This window comes from Sulfitobacter sp. HI0129, from assembly GCF_001635395.1.
In the GTDB taxonomy this organism is placed as follows: domain Bacteria; phylum Pseudomonadota; class Alphaproteobacteria; order Rhodobacterales; family Rhodobacteraceae; genus Sulfitobacter.
In genome coordinates this window covers 1-660 of record NZ_LWGH01001145.1, presented here as the reverse complement: position 1 = coordinate 660, position 660 = coordinate 1, and the positions used below count along the sequence as shown (strand labels likewise).

Sequence of the window (660 nt, the reverse complement as noted above, 5' to 3'; positions counted from 1 at the left end):
GTGAACCAGATCACATGGGTCCGGTTCAGCCATTCGTATTCCGGCAGGTTGGTGTCGAGTTCACCCTCGCCGCCCGGACCACCGAGCTCGACCGGCACATGGGCGAAGGTGCAGACCCCGAAGGGCGGTAGACTCGGCCAGGGCGTGATGCGGCGGATCATGGTGCGATAGGCGCGGGCACAAACGGCACTCGGGGGGAACCCACCCGCCATGCAGAGCATGATGGCGCAGTCGATGTCATAGGCCTGCGCCTTCTCCGGGGCTCCGAACACTGCCATCACCCCCATCGCCGCCGCCATCACTTGTCGTCTCATGTCACTCTCCCGCAAAAGTTGCGCGGACTATCGCGCAATATGTATTTATCTGCAATATGTCGTATTGACTCTATATGACTTTATGGCCTTAGTGTCGTGAAGTAGAAGGGCTCTCATGGGGAGAGTCCGAACATGCCGATAGCGCGCAACCAGATCCTGATCACCATCGATGGTGTGAAAGACCTTCAAGAAGAAGGCATCGCGTTCCGCTGCCGGTATGAACTCGTGGGGTTCACCGACGATGGCAAGCCGCGCTACCAGTGCATCTACCTGCGCGAGGGTGAGCCGGAAGCCATTCTGGTCTCGACCCGGATCACCCCACACGGTCCCGAGCCGCGGTATTTCA

1 protein-coding gene and 1 pseudogene are annotated in these 660 nt (G+C 59.5%); one reads left to right on the top strand and one right to left on the bottom strand.

Annotated elements, in window-relative coordinates:
- A pseudogene (locus A3764_RS23790) lies at window positions 1-314 on the bottom strand (hypothetical protein); the annotation flags it as partial.
- A gap of 132 nt (window positions 315-446) precedes the next feature.
- Between A3764_RS23790 and A3764_RS23785 the strand changes: the two are divergent.
- Window positions 447-660 (top strand): hypothetical protein (locus tag A3764_RS23785; RefSeq protein ID WP_067952189.1); only part of this gene is annotated, 214 nt, incomplete at its 3' end.